General features: G+C 70.4%; 21 protein-coding genes. 18 read left to right on the top strand and 3 right to left on the bottom strand.

The annotated features are described in order from the left end of the window. The first annotated feature begins 38 nt into the window (after nt 1-38). The gene (locus WFJ36_RS08910; RefSeq protein WP_071327740.1) at nt 39-500 is read left to right on the top strand and encodes a hypothetical protein; all 462 of its coding nucleotides are present in this window, start codon (nt 39-41) and stop codon (nt 498-500) included. A 13-nt stretch (nt 501-513) separates the two neighbouring features. Here the strand turns inward: WFJ36_RS08910 and WFJ36_RS08915 are convergent, their stop codons facing one another. Genes WFJ36_RS08915 through eccD form a run of 3 tightly spaced genes read right to left on the bottom strand, consistent with a single transcriptional unit; the run spans nt 514 to nt 4,517 of the window. Beyond that, nucleotides 514-1,824, bottom strand: a complete 1,311-nt coding sequence (locus tag WFJ36_RS08915) for a S8 family serine peptidase (protein WP_336643152.1) — start codon at nt 1,822-1,824, stop codon at nt 514-516. Next, a complete protein-coding gene (gene eccB, locus WFJ36_RS08920) occupies nt 1,824-3,179 on the bottom strand; it encodes a type VII secretion protein EccB (RefSeq protein WP_336643153.1) in 1,356 nt (451 codons plus the stop codon). The genes WFJ36_RS08915 and eccB overlap by 1 nt, the downstream gene beginning before the upstream one ends. 3 nt (nt 3,180-3,182) lie before the next feature. Beyond that, the gene (gene eccD / locus WFJ36_RS08925; RefSeq protein ID WP_060923226.1) at nt 3,183-4,517 is read right to left on the bottom strand and encodes a type VII secretion integral membrane protein EccD; all 1,335 of its coding nucleotides are present in this window, start codon (nt 4,515-4,517) and stop codon (nt 3,183-3,185) included. Between the two features lie 258 nt (nt 4,518-4,775). On the opposite strand from eccD, the gene WFJ36_RS08930 reads away from it, so the two are divergent. The 17 genes from WFJ36_RS08930 to WFJ36_RS09010 all read left to right on the top strand — a co-directional run bounded on the left by WFJ36_RS08930 (nt 4,776) and on the right by WFJ36_RS09010 (nt 21,309). Continuing rightward, a complete protein-coding gene (locus WFJ36_RS08930) occupies nt 4,776-5,066 on the top strand; it encodes a WXG100 family type VII secretion target (protein WP_071327737.1) in 291 nt (96 codons plus the stop codon). A 40-nt stretch (nt 5,067-5,106) separates the two neighbouring features. Beyond that, complete coding sequence (locus WFJ36_RS08935) at nt 5,107-5,748, top strand: hypothetical protein (protein ID WP_292787576.1); 642 nt, start codon at nt 5,107-5,109, stop codon at nt 5,746-5,748. Nucleotides 5,749-5,778: 30 nt separating this feature from the next. Then, a complete protein-coding gene (locus WFJ36_RS08940; protein WP_071327735.1) occupies nt 5,779-6,081 on the top strand; it encodes a hypothetical protein in 303 nt (100 codons plus the stop codon). Between the two features lie 69 nt (nt 6,082-6,150). Then, on the top strand, nt 6,151-6,972 hold the full coding sequence (locus tag WFJ36_RS08945; protein WP_071327734.1) for a hypothetical protein: 822 nt from the start codon (nt 6,151-6,153) through the stop codon (nt 6,970-6,972). Beyond that, nucleotides 6,969-7,949 (top strand): hypothetical protein, encoded by a 981-nt coding sequence (locus tag WFJ36_RS08950; protein ID WP_071327733.1) that lies wholly within the window; start codon nt 6,969-6,971, stop codon nt 7,947-7,949. Before WFJ36_RS08945 ends, WFJ36_RS08950 begins: the two co-directional genes overlap by 4 nt. Nucleotides 7,950-8,156: 207 nt before the next feature. Continuing rightward, entirely contained in the window at nt 8,157-8,471 is a 315-nt protein-coding gene (locus tag WFJ36_RS08955; protein ID WP_071327732.1) for a WXG100 family type VII secretion target, read from the top strand. Between the two features lie 41 nt (nt 8,472-8,512). Continuing rightward, nucleotides 8,513-8,794 (top strand): WXG100 family type VII secretion target, encoded by a 282-nt coding sequence (locus tag WFJ36_RS08960; protein ID WP_081811619.1) that lies wholly within the window; start codon nt 8,513-8,515, stop codon nt 8,792-8,794. A gap of 124 nt (nt 8,795-8,918) precedes the next feature. Then, nucleotides 8,919-9,326, top strand: a complete 408-nt coding sequence (locus tag WFJ36_RS08965; RefSeq protein ID WP_336643154.1) for a hypothetical protein — start codon at nt 8,919-8,921, stop codon at nt 9,324-9,326. Then, nucleotides 9,326-10,663 carry a S8 family peptidase gene (locus WFJ36_RS08970; RefSeq protein ID WP_083391626.1) on the top strand — a complete coding sequence of 446 codons (1,338 nt, stop codon included), beginning with the start codon at nt 9,326-9,328 and terminating at the stop codon, nt 10,661-10,663. Before WFJ36_RS08965 ends, WFJ36_RS08970 begins: the two co-directional genes overlap by 1 nt. Further along, complete coding sequence (locus WFJ36_RS08975; RefSeq protein WP_071327729.1) at nt 10,653-12,035, top strand: hypothetical protein; 1,383 nt, start codon at nt 10,653-10,655, stop codon at nt 12,033-12,035. Before WFJ36_RS08970 ends, WFJ36_RS08975 begins: the two co-directional genes overlap by 11 nt. A 122-nt stretch (nt 12,036-12,157) precedes the next feature. Continuing rightward, on the top strand, nt 12,158-13,522 hold the full coding sequence (locus WFJ36_RS08980) for a hypothetical protein (protein WP_071327728.1): 1,365 nt from the start codon (nt 12,158-12,160) through the stop codon (nt 13,520-13,522). A gap of 50 nt (nt 13,523-13,572) precedes the next feature. After that, nucleotides 13,573-14,754 (top strand): FHA domain-containing protein, encoded by a 1,182-nt coding sequence (locus WFJ36_RS08985; RefSeq protein WP_071327727.1) that lies wholly within the window; start codon nt 13,573-13,575, stop codon nt 14,752-14,754. Then, nucleotides 14,751-18,725, top strand: a complete 3,975-nt coding sequence (gene eccCa / locus WFJ36_RS08990) for a type VII secretion protein EccCa (RefSeq protein ID WP_071327726.1) — start codon at nt 14,751-14,753, stop codon at nt 18,723-18,725. The genes WFJ36_RS08985 and eccCa overlap by 4 nt, the downstream gene beginning before the upstream one ends. Before the next feature lie 19 nt (nt 18,726-18,744). Beyond that, complete coding sequence (locus WFJ36_RS08995) at nt 18,745-19,047, top strand: SAV_915 family protein (RefSeq protein WP_071327725.1); 303 nt, start codon at nt 18,745-18,747, stop codon at nt 19,045-19,047. Continuing rightward, nucleotides 19,044-19,340, top strand: a complete 297-nt coding sequence (locus WFJ36_RS09000; protein ID WP_062635420.1) for a hypothetical protein — start codon at nt 19,044-19,046, stop codon at nt 19,338-19,340. The genes WFJ36_RS08995 and WFJ36_RS09000 overlap by 4 nt, the downstream gene beginning before the upstream one ends. Continuing rightward, complete coding sequence (locus WFJ36_RS09005) at nt 19,340-20,551, top strand: hypothetical protein (protein ID WP_025104634.1); 1,212 nt, start codon at nt 19,340-19,342, stop codon at nt 20,549-20,551. The genes WFJ36_RS09000 and WFJ36_RS09005 overlap by 1 nt, the downstream gene beginning before the upstream one ends. Then, nucleotides 20,548-21,309: a hypothetical protein gene (locus tag WFJ36_RS09010; RefSeq protein WP_336643155.1), complete on the top strand. Its 762-nt coding sequence runs from the start codon at nt 20,548-20,550 to the stop codon at nt 21,307-21,309. Before WFJ36_RS09005 ends, WFJ36_RS09010 begins: the two co-directional genes overlap by 4 nt. The last annotated feature ends 50 nt before the right edge of the window (nt 21,310-21,359 follow it).

A 21,359-nucleotide genomic window follows, 5' to 3' on the forward strand; every position in this document is an offset into this window, starting at 1 on the left:
CCTCGCTAGGGTGGGACACCGGGAGAGGGGACGGACGGATGGATCAGGGTGCGAAGCGGTCGGCGACGACGAGCACCACGTCGCGCAGGCCGCGTGTCGCCGGTGTGTTCGCCCTCGTGTTCGGTGCTCTGACGACGATCGTCGCGATTCCCTCGCTCGTCGCGGCGTGGACCGATCCGGCATTCCTCTTCGCGGGTCTGGTGGCTCTGGCCGTCGCAGCGGTGTCGTTCCTCTTCGCCGGCTTCGCCTTCCGGTTCGTCCGGGAGCCGTCGACGAGGCTCACCGCGATGACCCCGCTGCTCTGGCTCGTCGCGGCGGCGCTCTTCGTCGGTGTGCTGGGCAGCATGGGGGCGTTCGTCTACGGTCAGGTCGTTCAGAACCCGCAGAGCGCGGCCGTCGGGCTGCTCCTGCTGCCGTTGGCGGGAGGTGCCATGGTCACCGGTGCCGCGCTCGTGGGCGCGGTCGTCAGGGCGCGACAGGCGGCAGCCGCCGGCCGCTGAGTCGGTCCGACTCTCACGCCTCGGGCTCCGGGCGGTCGAGGAGGCCGCCCTGTCGTTCCACCTCGGCCGCCGCGTCGGAGGGTATCTCCCGGCGTCGCCGGAGCACGATGAGGATGCCGAGGACTCCGAGCAGGCTCGCGCCGGCGATCGCGGCGATCAACGCCACCTCGCGGGTGAGGACCAACGGCGGCACCCCGTGGTCGGGCTCGACGCTCACGACCGGGGGCCGCACCGCGCTCTCCGCGGTGTCGAAGAAGGGGCTGACGGGTCCGCGGGTGGTGGGGTCGGGGAGGAGCTGGATGGCGGCGGACGGCTGGATGAAGCCCCAGCCGTTGACATCGTCGCGGTTGTCGGCGTCCGCGCGGAGCGCCGTGGCCGTCAGCCGATACGCCCATCCCGCCGGAGGATCGTCCGGATGCGCCTGGGCGACCAGCGCCGCCGCCGCGCTCACATAACCGGTCGCGAAGCTCGAAGCCGGGGCGTCGGAGGCGAACAGGCAGTCGCCGCCGCCCGTCGCCGCGGTGAGCACGTTCGCGCCGGGGGCCGTGACCCCGACCTGCGGACCGTGGATCGAGCTGTCGGTCGCGAGCCCCGTCGCATCGGCCGCGCTGACGCCGAGCGCCTGCTCGTAGGCCGCGGGATACCGGGCTCCGTCTTCGGCCTCGGGGTCGGAGGTCCGGTTGCCGCCACTGGCGACGACGAGCGCTCCGACGGCAGCCGCGTGCTCCACCGCGCCCCGCAGTTCCGGGGAGTCCGTCGCCTGCGACGAGGAGACGTTGATGATGTCGGCTCCGTTGTCGGCCGCCCAGTTGATGCCTTCGGCGAGACGCTGGGCGCTCGGGCCCCACCCCTTGTCGACGTCCTGCGGCGAATCGCTGCGGAACGCGCGCACCGACAGCAGGCGCGCGTCGGGGGCGAGCCCCACCACGCCGGAGCCGGAGACGGGCTGCGCCGCGATCTGCCCGGCGATGGCCGTGCCGTGCCCGGTCAGGTCGCTCAGGCCATCAGCGCGTTCCCCGTCGCCGACGAGGTTCACACCGCCGACGACGACGCCGGCGAGGTGCGGGTTGCCGGCGTCGATCCCTGAGTCGACGACCGCCACGACGACGCCCTTCCCGGTGGCGAGACGGTTCGCATCCTCCGCCCCGAGGGTCGCGAGTGCCGACGGGACCTCCGGAGCGAACACCACGGTGCCGGGCTCACAGGCGCCGGTCGCCATCGACACGATCGTCGTGGGAGCGGTCGGCGCGGCCACCGCGGCGGCCGGCGTCCCGCACACGGCAGCACCCACCACGAGGGTGGCGAGAGCGGCGCGGCGGCGCATCACTCGTCCCCGGAGCCGGGCGACTCTCTCGCGGCCTCGGTGGTCAGCGCCGGCCCGGCGGCGAAGAAGTCGATCCACGCGCTCGGCACCCGCCCGACGTCGCCGGGGGTGTAACCGAGCTGGGCGAGCGGTCCGCTGGCGGCGTCCTCCGCCGATTCGTCCGGCACGGCGCCCGGGATGGCGTACGCGGTACCGGACTCGTCGACGAGCACGGCCATGCCCACCGCCTCGTCCGACGGGCCGCTCGTCTGCACGAGGGCCCCACCGCCGACCGTGACGGCGACACGGTCGCGGTCCTCCGGCAGCTCGGTGCTCGTGGACCCGAGGACGGTGCGGGCGTCGTCACCCAGGACCGCGCACGGGGTCTCGCCGGAGGCGAGCGGCGTCAGCGGAAGCGTGGGCCAATCGTCGCCACCGGCGTTCGGCACGGTGGGAACGTCGGCCACCTCCGCCGGGGACACCTCTTCCTCGTCCGCGCCGGCCTCCTGCGCGCTGCCGAGCAGGTAGAGCTGGTACGCCAACGGGCTGAGGCGCGCGAGCTCTCCGGTCGCGAGGGCCACGTAGCGCTCGTCCGCGGGGCTGCCCTGCACGTGCACGATCGTGCCCGCCGTCAGGTCGGTCCCCGGCACACCGGCGCCGACGGCGTTCAGACGGATCGGCTCGAGGTCGGCGCCGCTCTCGAAGAGGTTGAGCCAGCGTCCGTCGACCTCGATGACGTCGCTGGTGCCGAGGCCGACCGCGCGCAGAACCGCGTTGGCGTCGTCGGCGGGGACGGCGTAGCGGAGGCCGTCGGCGATCACGAAGAGCTCGTCGCCGCGCTGCACCACGGCGCCGGTGCCCGTCGACGGCTCCGCGATGGGCTTGCCCGACAGCGAGACAGCGGTCCCGGTGGAATCGTCGACGCACGCGGTCCATGCGGTGTTGATGAGGGCGCTCGGGGTGGGCAGGTCGTCAGGGGCGCCGAGGATGCCGATCGAACCGCCGACCGGGATGCCGTCGAGGGCTGCCTGATCCGTGCGCACGACCTTGAACTCGCCGGCGGGAATGAGCAGGCGGGCGCTGGCGGTGTTGATGACGGGGTACAGCGTCCCCTCGACCGAGACGTAGCGGGCGCCCGTGTCGGTGGCGACGATGAGGCGGTTGTTCTGCCAGTCGCCGGGGAGTCCCGGCTGCATGATGCCCCAGAACACGCCGACGAGGATCACGCCGACGGTGAGGGCGATGCCCGCGATGACGGCGCGCAGCGGCTTGGCCGGTTCGAGCTCCTTGCCGCCGGGGGCGCCGCCGGTGAAGGCGGAGAGGAGCCGTCGTCGGCTGAAGCCCTGGGCCTCGATCAGGTCCTTCTTGGTCGCCATCGGTCAGACGAGCCCCGCCGTGATGACCCCGAGCGGGAGCAGGAGGGCGAGCGCGACGACCTCGACCGTGTCGCCGAGCCGCGTGAGGCGGAGGCGGGCCTTCGGCGTGAGCAGCGTGAGCCCGATGAGCACCACGGTGGCGACCACGAGGATGAGCAGCATCCAGGTGCGCACGTCGGGGAGGGCGAGCGCGACGGTCACACCGGTCGCGGCGAGGCCGATCGCCCCGATCGCCATCAGCACGAGCACCCCGAGGCGGGCGTGCATCTGCCGCGACTGGAACATCATGCCGACGAAGGCGAGCACGCACAGCACGGCGCCCGTGACGCCGCTGGCGGCGACGAGCGGGGTCGCGATGAGGGCGGCGAGGCCGAGCGCGGCACGGAGCGCGATGAGCGTGCGGGTGCCGGCGGCGGCGCGACGCTTCACCTCCTCGGCGTCGATGGGCTGCGGCGCGGAGAACATGTCCGCGTCGCTCTGCGGCGAGATCACCCGGATGCGGGTCGAGCTCAGAGCCAGCCAGGGGATGCCGTTCGCGAGCAGCGCCGTGGTCGCGAGCATCAGCGCGTACGAGGCGAGCGGGTCGCCGAAGACCGCGGCCGCCGTGGCCGTGATCCCGATCGAGGCGCCGAGGGCGATGGGCACGAGGTGGATCTCGGGCTTGTCCTGGGTGACGGCCAGGCTGAGGCCCCCGACGACGACGAGTCCGAGCCCGAGAGCCGCGAGCGGCCAGCCCCAGATGCTCTGCGCGGGGACCGCGAGGTAGCCCGCGAGCCCGCCGTACGCCGCGGCGGTGAGTCCGAGCGCATGACCGGCCTCGGGCTGCCGCAGCCGCATCAGCACCGCGGCGGCGACGCTGAGCACGACCGCGCCCGACCCCGCGATGATCGCCGGGAGCAGAGACGTCGGCGGCGTCGCGACGAGGAGCACGGCGCAGAGGGCGAGGAAGGTGAGGCTGACGAAGAGAGCGGTGCGGGAGCTGTCCGCGGGGGTCCAGGAGTTGTGCTGCTCCGCGGTCGCGTCGATCACGGCTTCCACGACGTCGTCGTAGATGCGCGGCTCGCGCATGAGCCCGCCGCGTACCAGGGTCAGCAGCTCGCCGTCGTGCACGCCCTGGGCCGCAGCGCCGCGAGCGGGGTCGAGGGGCGTGCCGTCCGCCCGCTGCAGCGCGTATCCGCCGTGCGTGAGGGTCGGGTCGAGCACGCCGAGACTGCGGGCGAAGCCGGGGATGATCTCGACCAGGGGGACCTGCGATGGCACCCCCACGTCGAGCCTGCGGTCGTCGCTGACCACGGAGATCCGCAGCACGGTTCCTGCCACGGTGCCGCTCTGGCTCATATCGGTGGTGTCCCCCCACGTGTGCGATGCTCTCCCGCCGCAGGCGTTGCGGGGGTCCGGCCCGGACTCACTCTAGTTGACAGGCCAGATCCTATCTGTTGCCGTTCCGGGGGCTTCGCCCCAGCTGATGGCTTCTCGGCGGCGGAAGTCACGGTGCCATGACCGAGAGGTCCTGTCTGAAGCGGCTCTCTTGTGGATTATCGTCGCGAACTGCTCTACGCTCCCAGATATTGCCGTGAGCCTTCGGGGGGAGCTTGCATGTCAGAGCGGATCATGGTCACTCAGGCCGGGATGGATGAGTTGATCGACCGGTTGCGCGACGCCGTCCGGCAGTACGCGAATCTTCTCGATGCTCTCGATCAGGAGGTCTCGACGCTGCGCGACAAGTGGACGGGTGAGGCTTCCGACGCCTACGACCGAGCGCAGCGCGAGTGGAGCGCCAAGCTGGTGGCGCTCAATGAGCTTCTGGCCGAGCACCGGAACACGAGTGTGAAAGCGCAAGAGATCTTCCAGGACACGCGACGGAAGAACGAGTCCCTCTGGGCATAAGCCCGTCCTACCGTTCCATCACGATCATCGGGAGTCCTCCATGTCTTGGAACCCTTACGGCACGGCGTCAGAGCAGGAAGAAGCGATCGTCGGCCACGCCGGGCACGATGACACCGAATCGGTGTCGGTCTTCTTGCTCGACGACGGCGACCTTCATGATCTGACCATCGCCGACGACTGGCGGTCGAGGATCGATCCCGAATCTCTCGCTCCTGCGGTGTTCATCGCCTACAGTCGCGCGGAGCGAACCCGTCTCGACGTCACGCGGGAGCGTGCGCGGCTCGAGACGGCGAACACGCGTCACGGTGCAGTCGACGCTCGCGAGGGGGCATCTGTCCCCGACATCCCCGCCGAGCTGCTGATCGAGGTGAGTCGCGAACAGCCGGACTACGTCGCCACGTTCGAGGAGAAGCTGAGCGCCCGGCAGCCGCTGACCAGTGCGGACGGGAACGTCACCGTCACGGCGGTGGGTGGCTCGCTCGGAAACGTGACATTCGACTCGACCTGGCTGCGCTTCGCCGCAGGCCGAGACATCGCCGACACCGCGCGCCCGCTTGTGGCGCAGGCCATCCGCACCGGCGCTGAGGTGGCGCAGTTCATGCGCGACCGCTACCCGGCCGTGACCGAGTTCAAGCGCCTCCGCGCGCTCAAGGACGCCGCGCGTCGAGGACGAAGCTCGTGAGAGATCTCACTGTCGAACGAAGGGGAACCCATGACCGACCTGGACACTGATGCCGTTGTCGGCGACCTCCGCCTGGATGCGACGCGCTGGGACAGCGTATCGGGAGAGTTCAGCAAGGCGGTGACCTTGATGTCCGAGGGGGCGACGCTCCCCTTCGGAGCGTTCGACGGCATCACGCATGGACTCGGAGCCACGCGCGCATACGCGGACGTTCTGGAACGCCTGCGGACTCTCCTCGATGGAGGCGTGGCCGAGACTGCTCGGATTGCGGAGGCTCTGCGCGGGACCGCGACGAACATCGAGTCCGCTGATCGGGAGGCCAGCGGTGGTTGATATGCGCGCACTCGCCAGGGCAGGGCGAGGCAGGGGCCGTCTTCTGCGTTCTACGGAGGGTATGTAACTGTGGGTGTTCCAACCAGCCAGGCAGACTTCGACGCTGGCGTCGAGAAGATCACACCCGAGATCCGCAAGGTCGAGGAGAAGATCGCGGAGTGCAAGACGGATGTAGAAGAAGTTGACTGGCCCTCAGGGTGGGAGCGTGTGGGCCAGGGGCTGCTCACGGTCCTGTTCCCGATCTCCGGCTTCTACTTTGCGTGGAAGGACATCGAGCGGCTGATCGCCGACCAGCCCGCAGTGCTGGCGAAGCTCGACGAGGCCGCCCGGGGTGCCGAGGCCATCGCCGCCGAGGTCGCGCAGCTGTTGAGCCCGGGCAACCCTTTCGCGCTGAAGGCGATGGCCAACGAATGGGACGCGATCAATGTCGTGCTCACCGGCGTCGTGGGGAGTCTCGGTGACGACAAGTTCTACGCGACATCGAGCTGGCAGGACGGCATGGGTCGTTACTATGCGAACGTGCCAGCCGGCCAGCGGGCTGCCCTCGAAGGACTGATTCCACACATCGACAACATGCGTACCTACCTCCGCACGCATTCGGACAACATCATCCAGCTGTGGTGGAACCTCTACGAAGAGGTCGTCGCGTTCGCTATCGATGCGATCCCGCTCGGAGCACAGTTCATTCAGGCGAACCCGATCAAGTGGCTGGAGATGGCGGAGCCGATCGCGGAGTGCATCGCGAGGGTGCTGGAGGCTGTACAGGCCGTGGTCGCGCTGATCTTCGAATTCGGGATGCAATCCAACAGTGACCTCGAGGGCTTCCGCGCGAGTGCATCGAACACCGTCGGCACCGACTTCGGGCGGTGGCCGGTAGCTCGCCTGTCATGACGTCGGTGTCTGCGCGGTGGGGTGCGGGCCTCGCGGTGGCTGTGCTCACGCTGTCGGTAGCGGGGTGCTCGTTCGGCAACGTGGCGAAGACGGGCGCGGAGCAGGTGGTGTCGACCTTCTTCCAGCGTCTCATCGAAGGGGACGCCCAGGGCGCGGGCGCATTGCTCAGTGATCCGTCCGTGGTGAGCCCCGTCGCGCTCGATGACGACGTATACGCCGACGCTGTGCGCCCTGTGGATGCTCGGGTGACGTCGGTCACGGGGTCGGATTCGGCGGCGTCGGTGACCGTCGAGTACCGCCTCGACGGCGACGACGAGCCTCGCACCCTGACCGTCAGTACGACGACGGTCGGGGGCGAGGCACGGGTAGAGCAGTGGGCGGATCTGGGACTCTACTTCGACGGGCAGGGTATCCCCGGGGACATCGCGATCGAGGAGTCGGGCGTCTTCGATCTCGCGACGACGGAGGCCTTGCGGCTTCTGCCGGGAGTCTATGAGCTCGACTACCCCGGAGAGCAGGGTCTCACCACGATCGATCCCGACGGGGGCGAGGGCGAGCCGTTCGCCGTGGAGTACCCCGTGGACCCGGAGACGATCCAGCCGCCGCCGGGAGCCGAGATGCTCTCGAAGATCCTGATCCTTCATCCGGTGCTCCGCGCCGATGCGGCGGTCGATATCGAGGCCGGCATCGACGACCTGCTGGCCTCGTGCACCGCCTCTGGGCTCGTCGGCGACGACTGCCCGTCGATCGTGGCAGATGGCGTCGCGAACGAAGGCTACAGGGGGACGGTCGACGGGGGATCTGTCGTCTGGAACCGGCAGGAGCCGCTCGCCCTGGCCGCCGGCCAGGAAGTGCGCGTGTCCGCTCCGTATGCGGTCAGCTTCCGCCGGCCGAGTGGTCCGCAGGAGGAGACGGTTGACGTCGAGGGCACCGTGCGGCGGGACGCCTCCGGTGCGATCGTCGTCGACCTCGACTGAGGCACCACGCACACCCGTGGTTGCGAAACTCATTTATCGATACACCGTGGAAATTTCGATACGGATCCGTCCAGGCCGTTGGAAATGGGCACCGACCTGCCTTAGCCTATGTGCGGAAACAGATTGTCGGGGGTTGTTCCGAAGTCGTCCCGTATCGGGAAGGCGCTCCCCCGCGTGTGTCCTCATGGGGACCGGAGGGAGTGAGAAATGACTGATGTCATCTCCGCAGAAGAGGGGGCTCTGCGTCGCGGAGCCCAGGCCGTGCGGGAGACGAAGTCCGGGATCGATCAGCAGACCAAGAAGGTCCGCGGTGAGATCGAGCAGCTGCGCGGGTTCTGGACGGGTGCGGCTGCCGCATCCTTCACCACGCTGATGTCGCGGTGGGACGAGCAGGCTCGTCAGCTCAACGAGGTCCTCGTGACGCTCGAGGATGCCCTCGCGGGCACCGAGCGCGACCAGGCCGCGACCGAAGAATCCCACCAGCAGACCATCGCGGGCCTCGGCTCGATGATGGGCGCCTGAGCGCAGACCGCAGAGATTTCAAGGAGAACATGATGCAGTCGATGTCCGTTCGCCCGGAGCAGGTCAACGCTCTCGCGGCGCAGATCCGCAGCGGGTCGCAGGGTATTCGTTCCGAGCTGGACCGCCTCGAGTCCGAGGTCAGCAAGCTGCGTGCGGCGTGGGATGGTGCCGCGCAGCAGGCCTACGACCAGGCGCAGGCCAAGTGGAACCGTTCGCTGAGCGAGATGCAGCAGCTGCTCACGCAGATCGCCGGGAAGACCGAGGAGATCTCGGGTCAGTACGTGCAGACCGACAAGTCGGCTGCGGGGCGCTTCGGCGCGTGAACCCGGGGCGCGGGTCTGGCGCAGCGATGCGTCGGGCCCGCGCCGTCTGCTGTGCTTTTCGGTGAGACGCCGGACGGTACAGCAGGCGTGACGGGATCGCCGGAGGAAGGAAGAGGGGGCGTCGATGAGCATCGCAGTCGACTTCGATGGAGTGTTCGCCGAGCTGAAGCGGCTTCTGCGCGAACTGCAGGAGTTTCCGAGCCCTGCAGAGGTGGCTGTCGCCGAAGGCGATGTGTCGAACACGACGCGTGAATTCCATCAGGCCGTCTCGGACGCCGCTAGAGAGATGGGAGCTGCGACCGAGCGGGCCCTTGAGAACCTGCAGAGTACGCATGACGCCATCCGGGCTGCTGTCCTCCAATTGGCCGAGCAGGATGCCGCCCTCGCGGATGAGACGAAGCTCATCGTGTCCCTCCTGGACTCCGCGGTCGAGCAGGCGGCGTCGTCGTCTCCGGTCGACGGCGGGTTGAGCGACGGCGTGAAGGTCGATGCTAGCGATTCCTCCACCGAGCCCCAGGACGCCGACTACTGATGCGGCGCGTGTACCGCGGGTTCGCCGCGACTGTCGGTATCACTGGGCTTGCGTTGGCTGTCCTGGCGCCGTCGGTTGCTGCCGCCGGAACGGCGGAATCCGGTTTGTGGTGGTTTGATCGGGGCAACATCCAGGCGGCTCACGATGCGGGTTTCGACGGATCCGGGGTGAAGGTGGCCGTGATCGACAGTCAGATCAACCCCGACGTGATCGGTCTTCGCGGCGCCGACGTGACAGTGCGAGAGCCGTCGTACTGTCTGGATCCCTCAGGAGCGCCGTATCCGGCGATCTCGACCGATTACGTCGCCGCGTCGCATGCGACGAGAGTGGCGTCGATGATCGTGGGAACGGGGGAGGCGCCGCCCGGGGGTGCCCCGGTGAAGGGCGTCGCGCCCGGGGTGGAGTTGCTGTTCTACACCGCGCCAGTCCTTGACGGCGTGGCGAACGAACGCGGCGAAGATGCCGAGTGTCTCCAGGAGGACGGCACCAGTTTCGACGAGGACGGTTGGGAAGGGCTGGATCACGCGATCTCGGATGCGGTGGCGGATGGGGCGGACATCATCTCCATTTCCTCGTTCGGTACCGACGCTTCGAAGGGCATCGCGGAGGCGTACGCCAACGACGTGGTGGTTGTCGCCGGCATGGGCAACGACGATGGCATCGACGTGTTGCCGGCCGCGTTGAACGGTGTGGTCGCTGTGCAGGCGTTCGGCGAGGACGGCAAGATCCAGAACGGGCAGTACGGGAAGCCCAATGTCAGCGACTACGTCGTCACGGCAGGACCGGGTATCGGTCTGTTGTTGCAGGGCGCGTCGGATTCGTGGGAGGCGCAGTCGCTCGGGTCCGGGACGTCGTACGCGACGCCGATCGTCGCGGGAATGCTGGCAGTCGTGAAGCAGAAGTACCCCGAAGCGTCGGCGGGACAGCTCATACAGAGCCTGATTCACAACACGGGCACGAAGGGCGAACACGACCCCGAGTGGAACTCCGGCACGGGATACGGCGCTGCGTCTCTCACCGGGATGCTGGCGGTGGATCCGACGAAGTATCCGGATGAGAATCCGATCTTCGATACTGATGATCCGAACGCCTCCCCGTCACTCGCGATGGTGAACGAGGTCAAGGCGGCACAGGATCGGGAGAATGCGACAGCGAGTCCACGACCCTCTTCCGCGCCCGGCGGGGCTGAGCAACCATCGGATGTGTCGGCGATGCCGTGGGTGATCGGCGGTGTCATCGTTGCCGTGCTGGTCGTGGGCGGCATCACTCTCGCGATCGTCTTGACACGATCATCACGTCGACGGACAACGGAACAAGGGGGCAACCATGGCCGGTAAGCAGAGCGGCGGGTACGAGGCGGAGCTGAATCGCATTCGAGCCCTGTCGGATTCGATCATCCCGAAGACGTCGGCGCTGATCCACGCGCTGGAGTCGCTGGACGGTGCGCTCGCGAAGGCCCGAAAGTCGGAATTCTGGACGGGGAGCTCGGCGGAAGCCGCTACGGCCGCTGTCGACGAGATCCGGGAGAAGTTCACCCGAATCCGGAACATCGTGACCGTGATCGATTCGGCCGTCGGCGAGGGCAACGAAGCACGGCGCACGGCGGCCTCAGCGGAACTTCCCTCAGCCGCAGTCGATCCGTTCTGGGCCAACGCAGCGAAGGGCGCTTCCTTCGTGGTCCACCCCGTGCTGGGACCGCTCGCCGCCGACAAGGCCTTGGACGTGATCGGAGACTTCCTCGGGAACCAGCGCGAGGAGGCGGCACGGAAGATCGTCGAGGCCGTCGAAAGGTCCCTGGTCCGCCCCACGAGGGATTTGAGCGCCGCGTCCAAAGAGCTCTCGGGCGTCGGCTTCGTTGAGTCCTCCGACGAGAGGATCGACGACGGGCCCACGGGTGGCCCAGAGATCGATGCCCCAAGGATCGGTTCCCCGGGAATCGGCGGCGTGCCGTCCGGCTCCGCCCCCGGTGTCGGCGGTACTCCGCCGCCCAGCGGCGGCATCGGCACCTATCAGCCGCCCGTTCCGACCCCTCCCGTGCACCCCACCTTCCCCACTCCGCCGACGAATCCGAGCGGACCGGGGATCGGATGGGACCCGGTCGTGCCGGGTGGCGAGGGCCCCGGGCTTCCCGGCGGGAAGGATCCTTCGATCGACTCTCCCGGCGGTGGTCTGCTTCCCGGCGGCCCTGGCGGCACGGGCGGCGGCGGCGGATACCCGACCAGTCCCGGGGGCTATGTCCCCGGCGGTGCGGGCGGCGGCGGCCTCGGCGGCATCGTGGGCGGTGGCGCCGGTGCGGCGGCGATCGCGGCGAGCTCGAAGATCGCCGGCTTCGGCAGCATGGGCGGACTCGGCGGTGCCGGCTTGGGGCCGGGCGCAGGCGCTGGGCTCAAGGCCGGTGGCGGTCTGCTCGGAAACTCCGCGGTCGGCGGCGTCGGCGGCGTCGGTGGAGCAGGAGGCCCTGGCGGTATGGCCGGTGCCGGCGGCGTCGGCGGGGCGGGTGCCTCGGGCACCGGGTCCTCCGGCGCGGCAGGTGCCGGTGGCCGACCCGGCATGGGCATGATGGGCGGCGCCGGTGGCGCCGACGAGGAGGAGAAGGCGAAGCGTTCGGGCCTCGGTGGTCCTATCGCGCCGAAGCTGGAGGACGACGAGGAAGCTGGCCCCCGCGCCAAGGGCGCTCGCGCCGGATCCCGCGACGAACCCACCGACTGAATGACGCCGCTCCGGTTCGAGAAGGCGCGGTACGAGGGTCGACGCGGGGGCATCGTGAACCCCGGGAACGCCGGAGGCGGTGCCCCGCAGCGAGAGTCGTGCGCAGTGGATAGGGTGCAGGTGTGTCAGTCGAGATCGTAGAGCGGCGTCGGATCGTCCTCCAGAGCGAAGACCGCCGCATCGACCTCTCCCTGCCGCTCGACGAGACGCTGGAGGACGCGCTCACTCTGAGCGGGATCCCCGACGCGGACCGGTTCGTCACGATCGGCCCCGGGGGATACGAGATCCCCGGCGACACCGAGTGCGAAGACCTCGTCGACGGCGGCCTCTACGCGCTCATCGACCGCACGGCTCTGGCTCCGCAGGCGCGCCCGGTGGAGAAGGCGACGGGCCCGACGCGCGTCGACCACGGCGCACGGTGGTGGCTGCTGGCCGTGAGCGGGATGCTGCTCGTGGCGGTCTTCGCCCAGGGCGCCGTCGACCCCCTGATCCGGCTGCTCGTCGCCCTCCTCGTCGCCGCGGGCGCGGTCGGTGGCGCCGTCGCGTGGGCGCGACGCGACTCCGCGGCGGGAGTGCGCGGCATCCTCGGGGTGCTCGCGCCCGTGCTGCTGTCGTTCGCTGCCGGCGCGCTCCTCATCCCGGCCGGGCTGGAGGACGCGTCGCACCTGTCGACTGCCACCGGGTTCCTCGCGGCCGGCATCACCACCGCGATCATCGCCGTCACGGCCAGGGCTCGGCCGATGCGCGCCGCGGCGGGGACGGCGACGGTGCTGCTCGTGGGCCTCGCCGCCGTCTGGGGCCTCGCCCTGCTGCTGCGGTGGGGGGAGGCGGAGGCCGCCGCCCTCTCGCTCGGCCTCGTGCCACTGGGCCTGCGTGCCCTCCCGAGCAGCCTCGTCAACCTGCCCGAGGGCTACTTCATCGACTACAAGCACTTCATGACCAGCCGGTGGACCGTGCGCGGGGCCATCCCCGACTCGGTCGGGCTGCTGCGTCCGGAGCGCATCACCGCGGTCGTCGACGAATCCTCCGCACGGCTCATCGCGGGCACCGCCGTGCTGAGCATCGTGGCCGCGGTGATGGCTCCGGTCGCGTTCCTGCGGCCCTGGCCCGACGACGCGTTCGTGGTCTCCGGCGGGATCGCCCTGCTCTGCTGCCTCGCGCTCGCCCTGCTGCTCACGCCGCGGCACACCACCTCGCGCCTCCTCCGGTGGTTCCCCCGTGCCGCGGCCGCGGTGGTCTGCCTCGTCGCCGGCATCCAGATCGCGGCGGCCCTCGGGAGCGGCTTCCATCTGCTGGGAGCGGCCATGCTGTTCCTCGTCGGGTTGGCGGCGGTCGCCGTCGTCATCCCGGTGTCCAAGGGCGCGAAGTCGCTGGTGTGGTCGCGGGTCGGAGACGCGTTCGAATGGCTCGCCGTCGCGCTCGCCCTGCCGTCGGCCCTGCTGTACGCGAATGCGCTCTCCCTGGTTCGTGGAATGATGGCCGGATGAGCGGGAACGGCCCATCACAGTCCTGGCCGAGCGGGGGTCCGATCCCGCCGATGGCGCCCGGCGGAGACCGTCCAGGGGAGATCCCCGCGCTGCCGCCCGCCCTGATCGCGGCGCCCCCGGGCGTCGACGGCACGCCGCTGCGCCAGACGCCCGCGCCGCCCACGCCGATCGCCTCGTCGCGACGTACACTCCCTCGCCCTGCCGAGGGACTCGGCCCCGCCTTCCGCGGAGCCCCCGCCGGCACCATCCAGCGGATCGCGGCCTTCACGCTCGACGCGGCCGCCGTGTTCCTCGCCTCCGCCCTCGTCCTCGTGTTGACGCAGAGCGTGCTGCTCGCCGGCCTCACCGTCTTCGAGCTCGCCCTGTTCCTCTGGGTGCTGGAAGCCCGGACCGGCCTCACTCTCGGCAACGCGGTGCTGCGCCTGCGCAGCGCCCGCGCCGACCGGCCGTGGTCGCCGGGGATCGGGCGCCAGTTCGTCCGCGGCATCATCACCGGCGCCGGCTTCCTCGTGGCCGTCGGCAGCTGGGTGGTCGTCGCCTCCAGCGCCTGGGATCGCGGCGGCAGACGGCAGTCCTGGGCCGACCGCGTCGCCGGCACCGTCGTGGTCGCCGTGCCCGCCAAGGCGGCCGTCGAGGCTCCGCCGACTCCCGCCGCGGTGGAGGCCGCTCCGCTCGCTCCGCCGCAGGTCGTGCCGCTGGTGGCGTCGCCGTCCGTCGTGGACGAGGACTCCCAGCCCACCGACGCCCGCGCGGCCTCCCGCCGCACCGAGACCCCGGAACCGGCGACACCCGGATCGGATCGGCCGCTCTTCACCGTCGCCCCCGCCCCGGCGCCGCAGACGGGTGCCGAGGCTCCCGCGCCGGAGACCGGGGCGCTGCTGCTCATCTTCGACACCGGCCAGCGGGTGCAGCTCGCCCTCCCCGTGGCCGCGAACCTCGGGCGCGGCCCCGTCGCCAGCGCCCACGACGACCGTCTCATCATCGTCACCGACCCCGACGCGTCGGTCTCGAAGACCCATCTGCGCATCGAGCACTCCCGCGGCCGCACCTGGGTGACCGACTTCGGTTCCACGAACGGCTCCGACGTCCGCAGCGACGACGGCCAGACGACCGAGCTGGTCGCCGGCGAGCGCGTGCTGCTCGACGACGCCGACCGTGTCCGCATGGGCAACCGCAGCTTCACCATCAGCCTCCTGCTAGGTACAGACAGCAGCGCCGGAGAGAGAGCATGACAGGACCCCGTCTCGCCCCGCCCCGCGTCCCCTCCGGGAGGCTCCCGGTCCAGGCCCCGCCGGAGCTGCAGCCGAACGACGGCGGCATCGGGATCCTCGGGTCGCTGCTGCCGATGCTCGGCAGCGTCGGCGCGATCGTCATGGTCACCATGTCGAACCAGTCCGTCACGGGTCTGCTCACAGGCGGCATGTTCCTGCTGTCCTCGCTCGGCTTCGTCGCCGTCAACGGCTGGCGGCAACGCTCCCAGCGGCAGGCGGCCACGCTCGGTGCCCGCCGCGAGTACCTGGCGTACCTCACCGAGCTGCGGCAGACCGTCCGCGTCGCCGCCCGCCAGCAGCGCCGCTCCGCGAACTGGCACCTGCCGGCGCCGTCGACCCTGCCGTACCTCGCGGAGGAGCGCACCCGCGTCTGGGAGCGCGGCGTGAACGACCCCGACTTCCTGTCGGTCCGGGTGGGCGTCACCGATCAGCCGCTGTGCGTCACGCTCGAAGCCCCAGAGCTCCCGCCGCTGGCGCAGCTCGACCCGGTCGCCGCCTCGGCCGCGCACCGCTTCATGCTGACGCACGAGGTCCAGAAGAACCTCCCGCTCGGGGTCACCCTCCGCGACTACGCCCGGATCGAGATCACCGGTGATGAGGACGAGACCAGGGCGCTGGCCAGGGCCATGCTGCTGCACGCGGCCACCATGCACGACCCGGACGTGCTGCAGATCGTCATCGCCGCGGACGCCGGCGTGCTCCCGCAGTGGGAGTGGGCGAAGTGGCTGCCGCACACGCACTCGCGCACCGTCCGCGACGGCCTCGGTGCCGCCCGCATGATCGGTTCGCAGCTGTCCGAGCTCGAGGACATGCTGCCGCCCGAGGTGCGCGAGCGCTCGCGCTTCGCCCGCGACGGCTCCGGACCGAAGACGCCGCACATCGTCATCGTCACGGACGGCGCCACGACGTCGTTCAACGACGCGCTCGTCACCGGCGACGGCGTCCAGGGTGTGACCGTGATCGACCTGCCCGCTCGGTGGGGCGATCTCGACGACCCGAACGCCCTGCGCATCGCGTTCGAGACCGGTGGTGCCGGCACGCGCGCCGAGCTCGTCAGCCTGCAGGTGCCCGCACGGCCGTTCGAGGCCGATGCGATCACCATCGTCGAGGCGGAGGCGACCGCCCGTCGGCTCATCGCCCTGTACTCGGGCGGCACCGCGATCGCGAGCAAGAAGAGCGCGACCGGCCAGGCCGAGCTCGTCGAGCTCCTCGGTCTTCCCGATGTGCGCGACCTCGACCTCGACGCCGCGTGGGCACCGCGACTGGAGCGCGACCGGCTCCGCGTGCCGATCGGCCAGACCGAGGACGGCAGCCCGCTCATCCTCGACATCAAGGAATCGGCGCAGCAGGGTATGGGCCCGCACGGCCTCATCATCGGTGCCACCGGCTCGGGGAAGTCGGAGGTGCTCCGCACACTCGTGCTCGCGCTCGCGATGACCCACTCGCCGGAGCAGCTCAACTTCGTGCTCGTCGACTTCAAGGGTGGCGCGACGTTCGCCGGCATGGCCGACATGCCGCACGTCTCGGCCATCATCACGAACCTCGGCGAGGAGATCTCCCTCGTCGACCGCATGCAGGACGCGCTCCAGGGCGAGATGGTGCGCCGACAGGAGCTGCTGCGGGCCACCGGTCCGTTCGCGAACGTGGCCGACTACGAGAAGGCGCGTCGCGGCGGACGCACCGACCTGGCGCCGCTGCCCGCCCTGCTCATCGTCGCCGACGAGTTCTCCGAGCTCCTTTCGGCCAAGCCGGAGTTCGTCGACACGTTCGTCAACATCGGCCGGCTCGGCCGCTCGCTGCAGGTGCACCTGCTGCTGTCCTCCCAGCGGCTGGAGGAGGGCAAGCTGCGCGGCCTCGACACGCACCTCTCCTACCGCATCGGTCTTCGGACGTTCTCGGCGGCCGAGTCCCGCACGGTCCTCGGCGTGCCGGACGCCTATCACCTGCCCACGCAGCCGGGCGCCGGCATCCTGAAGTCCGACACCGAGACGATGACCCAGTTCCGCGCCGCGTACGTGTCCGGACCACCGCCGCGTCGTCGTCGTCGGGCCTCGTCCGGCTCCGGCCAGAGCACGGGTTCGACCGCGGTCGAGCTGTTCACCGCCGCGCCGGTGTGGCGGGCGGAGGCGCCGGTGGACGAGCCGGAGGTCGTGGTCGACGCCGAGCCGGAGGAGAAGCGCAACACCTTCGAGATCGCGGTCGAGTCCATGAAGGGACGCGGCCCCGCGGCGCATCAGGTGTGGCTGCCGCCGCTGGTGACACCGGCCACCCTCGACCAGCTCTTCGGCGACCTCGTCGAGGACCCGTCGCTCGGTCTAGTCTCCCCGCGCTGGCGGAAGGCGGGAGCGCTCACGGTCCCGCTCGGCATCGTCGACGTGCCGCTGGAGCAGCGCCGCGAGAACCTCGCGGTCTCCCTCGGCGGCGCGGCCGGCCACATGGCGATCGTCGGAGCGCCGCTGAGCGGCAAGAGCACGCTCGCGCGGACGACGGTGGCCGCCCTGGCTCTCACGCACACGCCCCAGGAGGTGCAGTTCTTCGTCATCGACTTCGGCGGCGGCAGTTTCACCGGCCTGCAGGACTTCACGCACATCAGCGGCGTCGCGACCCGCTCCGAGCCGGACGTGGTCCGCCGCACGGTGGCCGAGGTCACCAGCCTGCTGAACGCCCGCGAGGTGTACTTCCGGCAGCACGGCATCGACTCGATCGACGCGTATCGCCAGCGCCGCGCGCAGGGCCTCACCGACGACGGCTACGGCGACATCTTCCTCATCGTCGACGGCTGGGGCACGCTGCGCGCCGAGTTCGAGATGCTCGAGCCGCAGATCCAGGCGATCGCCGCGCGCGGTCTCACCTACGGCGTCCACGTGGTCATCACCGCGGCGCGGTGGATGGAGATCCGGGCGAACATCAAAGACCTCATCGGCACCCGCATCGAGCTGCGCCTGGGCGACCCGACCGACTCCGAGGTCAACCGCAAAGCCGCGGAGAACGTCACGGCTATCCCTGGCCGCGGCCTCAACGACCGCGGCTTGCAGATGCTCACGGCGCTGCCCCGCGTCGATGGGGTGGACGACGCGTCGAGCCTCGCCGACGGGATCGACGACCTCGTGGCTCGCGTCGCGGCGGCGTGGCACGGACCGGCAGGGCCCAAGCTGCGGCTGCTGCCCTCGCGCATCAGCCATGCCGACCTGCGCGCCGTGGCGGCCGCGCAGTCGCCGGACGGCACGGAGCCCCGCGAACTGCTGCTGGGCATCGACGAGGCGAACCTCGCCCCGTTCTCGATCGATCCGGTCGCCGAACCGCTGCTGTACCTGTACGGCGACGCGGACTCCGGCAAGTCGTCCATGCTCCGCGGCGTCGTGCACGAGATCACGCGCCTGTACGGGCCGACCGAGGCCAAGATCTTCGTCGTCGACTACCGTCGTGCCCTGCTGGGCGAGATCCCGCAGGAGTACCTCGGCGCGTACCTCACCTCGCACGAGATGACCGAGGGCGGGATGAGCGAGCTCGCGCAGTTCTTCCGGAGCCGCATCCCCGGACCGGACGTCACGCCCGACCAGCTCCGCAGCCGGTCGTGGTGGAAGGGCGCGGAAGGGTTCGTCCTCATCGACGACTACGACCTCGTGGCGACCTCGCAGGGCAACCCGGTCGCGGTCCTCGCGCCGCTGCTCGCGCAGGCGGCCGATCTCGGTCTCCACGTGATCCTCACCCGCCGCACCGGCGGGGCGAGCCGCGCCGCGTACGATCCGATCATCCAGCGCATGACCGACCTGGGCGCGACCGGCATCCTGCTCTCGGGCAGCCCCGAGGAGGGCCAGCTCATCGGCAAGGTGAAGGCCGTTCCCGCGATCCCCGGCCGTGCGCAGATCGTCAGCCGCGATCGGGGCCTCGTCTCCGCGCAGCTGCTGTGGGTGCCGCCGAGCTACGAGTGACAATCGAGGAGAGACCGAGATGACCTTCGAACCGATGCCGGCCGCAGCGCCGATGGTCCCACCCGTGCTGTACCTGCCCCTGAGCGTGACGTCGACGCCGGAGGAGCAGCTCGTCGAGATCCGGGAGCTGAAGGACGGGCGGCGCGCACTGCTCGCCTATACCGCCCTCGACCGGCTCCTGGACCTCGCCGGCGAGAGGCAGCCCTGGGTCCTGGTGCGCACCGAGGACCTCGGTCAGATCAAGGAGGCGCAGCCCTACGACGTCGTGATCTTCGACCTCGACGTGCCCGCGTCCTACCGCCGGAACGGAGCCATCGCATGAGCCGCATCGCGATGGACCCGGAGGTGATGGCCGTCCATGCGGACATGCACGAGGAGGCGGTCGAGCTCATCGAGACGAAGCTCTCCGGCATTCCGACGGCCGTCGACGGCGGACTCGCCTCCGACACGGTCGCCGCCATCATGCAGCGGGTGGGGGAGGGCGTCGATGCCCTCTACCGGATCAACGGCACCCTGGGGGAGATCGTCCGCGCCATCGCCGACGACGCGGAGACGAACGAGCAGGACGTGATCGACCAGCTCGACCCGGTCGCGGCCATCGTCGAGGACCTCTGATGACGATCGACACGACCACGTACGGCGACGCCGACCAGGTGCAGGCGGCCGCGGACTGGCTCGACCCCGACCTGAAGGACGCCGCAGACGTCTCCTCCAACGTCACGACCTTCATCCCCACCGGCGTGCGCGGGCACTGGTACGGCGAGTCGGCAGACGACTACGTCACGATCCTCTCGCGCACGACCGACGCCGCGAAGGAGATCAAGGACCTCGCCCGTGACGCCGCCGAGAAGCTCCGGTCGTATGCCGGGCAGCTGCGGCGCATGAAGGAGGACTTCGCGACGCACCGCGACAATGCGCGGGCGGCGGGGCTCCCGGTCAACGGCATGATCATCGGCCGGCCGGTGTCCCTGATCCCGGTGTGCCCCACCTCGCGGGACGATCCCTACTGGGACGAATGGCAGGAACACCTCGACCGGATCGAGCTGTACAACGAGATCGCCGCCGACGTCGGCTCCTGGTGGGGCGAGCTCGAGGTCTGGATCAGCGAGAACCTCGACGGCTTCCTCGGGACCATGCCGAGCCAGTCCACGGCGGACAAGATCCTGTCCGGTCTGCGGGAGGCGAGCGGCGAGGTCCCGAAGATCTACCTCGAGGGCCAGGGCCTGGCGTGGGCGGAGACGGCGGCCGAGCTCACCTCCCACGCGGAGGATCTGCGTCTCGGAGCATCGGACTTCGTTCGCGAGCTGCGCTCCGGCAACCCTGCCGTCAAGGCCGCTGCCGAGGCCGCCAACCCCACCGGCATGCGGTGGGCGGCGGACGAGGCCGAGGATCTGGCCCGCGGACTCTCACGCGCGAGTCGGGCGGTGCCGTTCATCGGCTGGGGCGTCGACGCCTGGAATCTGGGCTCGGCGATGTCGTCGGGCGACGACCCCTCGTCCACCGCGGTGGAGATCATCGGCGGTGCGGCGGGTGGCGCGGCTGCGGCCGCCGGGGTCGCCGCGCTCGCGGCGGCCGGTGTCGTCACGCTCCCCGTCTGGGGTACGGCGGTGGTCGTCGGCGGGGCCGCGGTGGCGGTCGGTGCCGGTGCGGTGTGGGCGTACGAGAACTGGGTCCCGCAGGACGTCCGGGAGTCGATCGACGCCGGCATGGCAGATGCATGGGACGCCACGACGGACTTCGCGGAGGACGCCTGGGAGAACACGACCGACTTCGTGGGCGACGCCGGGCACAACATCGGCAAGGCGTGGAAGGGACTGTTCGGGTGACAGGTCAGCAGCAGTCGACGTCTCCGGAGACGATCTGGGTACCGGGTCATCCGGGGTGGCAGGGGCAGCAGCGCGCGACCACGGCGCTCACTGTGTTCGGCGTCGTGTTCGCCATCGTGGTCCTGCTGTTCAGCCTGATCCTGTTCGCCGATCCGGCTCCGGCGATGAAGGCCCTGGCGATCGGCGTGCTCGCGGCCGTCGCCGTGGGCGTCTGGCTGCTGGTGGCGCACGCCCGTGTCTCCCGGGTCCGAGTCGTCCGGCCGGTCGTCGACGGTCCGGCGATCGCGTTCGGCGCCGCCGCGGGGATCGTCTGGCCGTTGCGCGCCCTCGCGCCCGTGGGAGCCCTGCTTCTCGCGGCGTGGGCATGGAGCATCTTCACAGTGCCCGCAGATCGACTGCCGCTCCTCACCCTGCTCCTCCTTCCCGTGGTCGCGCTGATCATGACGGTCGCCGGCATCAGGTCGTGGTTCCGGGCTCCCTCCGCCCATCGCCTGACGCTGCGCCCGGACGGGTTGCAGCTCCGGATCCCGCGCAACAACGCGGCCGTGGAATGGGACGAGGTCGTCGGGGCCGCTCTGGAGAGCAACCGCGTGGTGCTGCGGACGGCGACCGCGCCGCCGTCCTCGTGGGCGGCGGCCGACCTTGCCAGCGACCCAGTGCTCCTGGCCGAGCTCGTCACCTTCTACGCGAACCATCCCGACGCCCGTGCCGAGATCGGCGCGGGCACGCTCGCCCGTCTGCGGTCCGGGGAGTTCTAGGAAGACCTTTCCGTACACGCGAGGGTTCGACGGTGTGATCCCCGGGGGTC

Origin of the sequence: Microbacterium sp. MMO-113 (assembly GCF_037148555.1) — a bacterium.
GTDB lineage: Bacteria > Actinomycetota > Actinomycetes > Actinomycetales > Microbacteriaceae > Microbacterium.